Annotated in this window: 1 protein-coding gene; it reads right to left on the bottom strand. The window is 36.6% G+C overall.

Annotation, left to right across the window (positions count from 1 at the left end; genetic code table 11):
• Window positions 1-373: 373 nt before the first annotated feature.
• Entirely contained in the window at window positions 374-1,540 is a 1,167-nt protein-coding gene (locus P364_RS0133835; protein ID WP_024634394.1) for a cation:proton antiporter, read from the bottom strand.
• Window positions 1,541-2,851 lie beyond the last annotated feature (1,311 nt).

Below are 2,851 nucleotides of genomic sequence, written 5' to 3'. Positions count from 1 at the left end.
ACATGAATGTGGGGCCATTAAATTAAACTAACCTGTCTATAACGAACTATCTTATGAAAGTTCGATATAATTATTAGAGTTGAAGCCATCTAGTTACATCTTCAGATATAAGACCATTCTGACGATGTGTGACAGGCATTTCACTGATTTGTAATAAAAAGTAACTATCATGCGTCCGCAGACACTCAAGAAGGTACTTATCTAACAAATCAATATCATCAGCTGTTTTAATTAAATACACTCTGTCATGAAGATGTTTGACCTCAAACAGGTGTTCAAGATGAAAGTTTATACACTCCTCAGTCCATCCTTCATTTTTAGGCTTATAAGAAAACAAATAGAGTTTAGATATAATATTCGCCCCCTTTTACTCTTATAGTCCGCCTTCTTTTGAAGCAGTTTCCTTACGTGGCTTAAATAACACCTTTAACATTGGTGGAGCCATTAAAGTTGTAAGAATGACCATTATAACAACTGAAGTGAAATATTCAGGTAAAAGAAGCCCTGCTTGTATACCAGTTGAAGCAATAATTAATGCAACTTCTCCTCTTGATACCATCCCAGCTCCTATAGCAAAAGAAGATACATTGCTGAATCCTGTAATCTTTGCTCCCAATGCACCGCCCAGTAATTTAGTCAAAACAGCAGCAATGGTTAGAACGACAAGGAATCCTATCTGTTGTCCTACACCTTCAAATGAAACATTGAGGCCAATGCTCACAAAAAACACGGGAACAAAAATTGAATATGCAATGGGCTCGACCTTTTTTTCAACAACATTCTTAAAATTCGTTTGTGAGATTGCAATACCGGCAGCAAATGAACCAATTATACCGGCCATACCCATCAAATCAGCAAAGTACGCAAATCCAAAACAAATGAAGAGTGCGATTGATATTATGGGTTCTGTTACCTTAAGAGTTGAGAGCCACTTCATAACACGAGGAACTATAAATACCCCTGCAACAAACACACCTATGAAGAACAGCACTTTCTTCCCTACTAAAAGTCCTAACGATACATCCTGATCTGTACCCAAGAAACTCATCATAAATGCCAAAAGAATAACAACTAAAATATCGTCTACTACAGCAGCTCCGAGAATAGTTGTGCCTTCTTTTGAACTTAAACGATCCATATCCTTCAGCACTTGTACTGAGATGCTTACAGATGTTGCACTGAATAAAACACCCATAAAAAGTGCATAGTTCGTGGATAGTCCAAATAGATCTGCTACTCCAAATCCACCTACAAAAGGAAGAATAATTCCGCCAATGGCAACGGCAACCGCGGACTTCCAGTTTTTCTTTAACTGGTCAAGGTCCGTTTCTAATCCAGCAATGAACATAAGTAATAGGACACCTATCTCAGAGATGTAATGAATAAATTCATTATTATTAATCCACCCGAGAATTGCAGGTCCTAAAATAATACCGACTACCAGTTTGCCAAGTACAGAGGGTTGCCCCAATTTTACTGATACATGTCCTGCTATTTTTGTACTAACAATGATTAAAGCCAAATACCATATAAATTCCATTCTATCTACTCCTCAACAACAACATATAAAATAACTTGAACGCGTTCCTGAACATAATAATTGACCTAAAACCTTAGGTCAATATAGCATTTAAACCAACGAAATAGAGTTGTAATACTTATGATAACCCTTGATAATCCCTGTATACGTATTTTTTAATTAAAAGCCAAAAAACAAGCATTAGGGTCGATTTTTAATATGTACAAAAAAACATAATTACTGAGAAGCGGAACCCCTCAGTCATACTCTACTTGCATACGCATCTTGCCTGAAATAATGAAATCAACTTCATCACCATAGTCCAAATAGCTTGACTGAAGGATCTTCTTTGAAATGATCTATAATCAGACCATCTTGTTTGGTCTTGTAACGTTGTGCATGCTAAGAGTCATTTTTCTTCCTCTGCAGTAGGCAGCCGTCTTTGCTATGATCCACAGTATAGCTCAAAGGCAACCGTCGTTTGTATTTTTATGAACCACCTCCTTTTCTCTGCATTTGTTTAACTAATCTACCTGTTAGCCTAATGAATTGATGAGCGAAAACTTTATTAGAAATATGTCTAATCGGTAATCGAACTATGTTCTTGTCCACTCCGGCAATCGGTACAAGTTCTTGTCCTCAACTGCCAGTTCATTCTGATAATTCTCTTTTTTAATGCCAAGCCGACCGTGTTTAACCTCTCATCGTGTCAGTTTTCCTTTAACAATATAAAAATTGTTATGTATTAAGGTATTTAATGAAGTTGTAACTGCGTGTGTTAAATGTTTAGATATATACCTAATCGGCAATCGGACTATGTTCTTGTCCATTCCGGTAATTGGCACAAGTTCTTGTCCCCAAAAGCAAATTCCAGTAACCAAGATTTCGGTTTTTAATGCCAAGCCGCCCATATTTACTTCTCACATCTTGCCTTTTGTCCCAAAACAACGTGAACATTTTCATGTTTAATGTAGCTTAATGAAGTATTAAGTGCATACGCTGATTATTTAGATATCCATCTAACCGGTAATCAGATCATGTTCTTGTCCATTTCGGCAATCGGTACAAGTTCTTGTCCTAAAAGCTAGTTCCGATAACAATATTTCGCTTTCTTTACCCTATCTGCCCGTGATTTATCTCTAATCAATTCATTTGATCCATTAGAAATGAAAAAACTGTCCTGCACTATACTGACTATTGAGACTTTAATTATTTCTCATTTTATTTAGACATGTATCTAATCGGTAATCGGACTATGTTCTTGTCCATTCCGGCAATCGGTACAAGTTCTTGTCTTTTGCTCGGGACACGAACTTGTACCGATAAAATAAA

The organism is Paenibacillus sp. MAEPY2, assembly GCF_000499205.1.
In the GTDB taxonomy this organism is placed as follows: domain Bacteria; phylum Bacillota; class Bacilli; order Paenibacillales; family Paenibacillaceae; genus Paenibacillus; species Paenibacillus vandeheii.
This window is presented reverse-complemented; position numbering and strand designations above follow the sequence as displayed.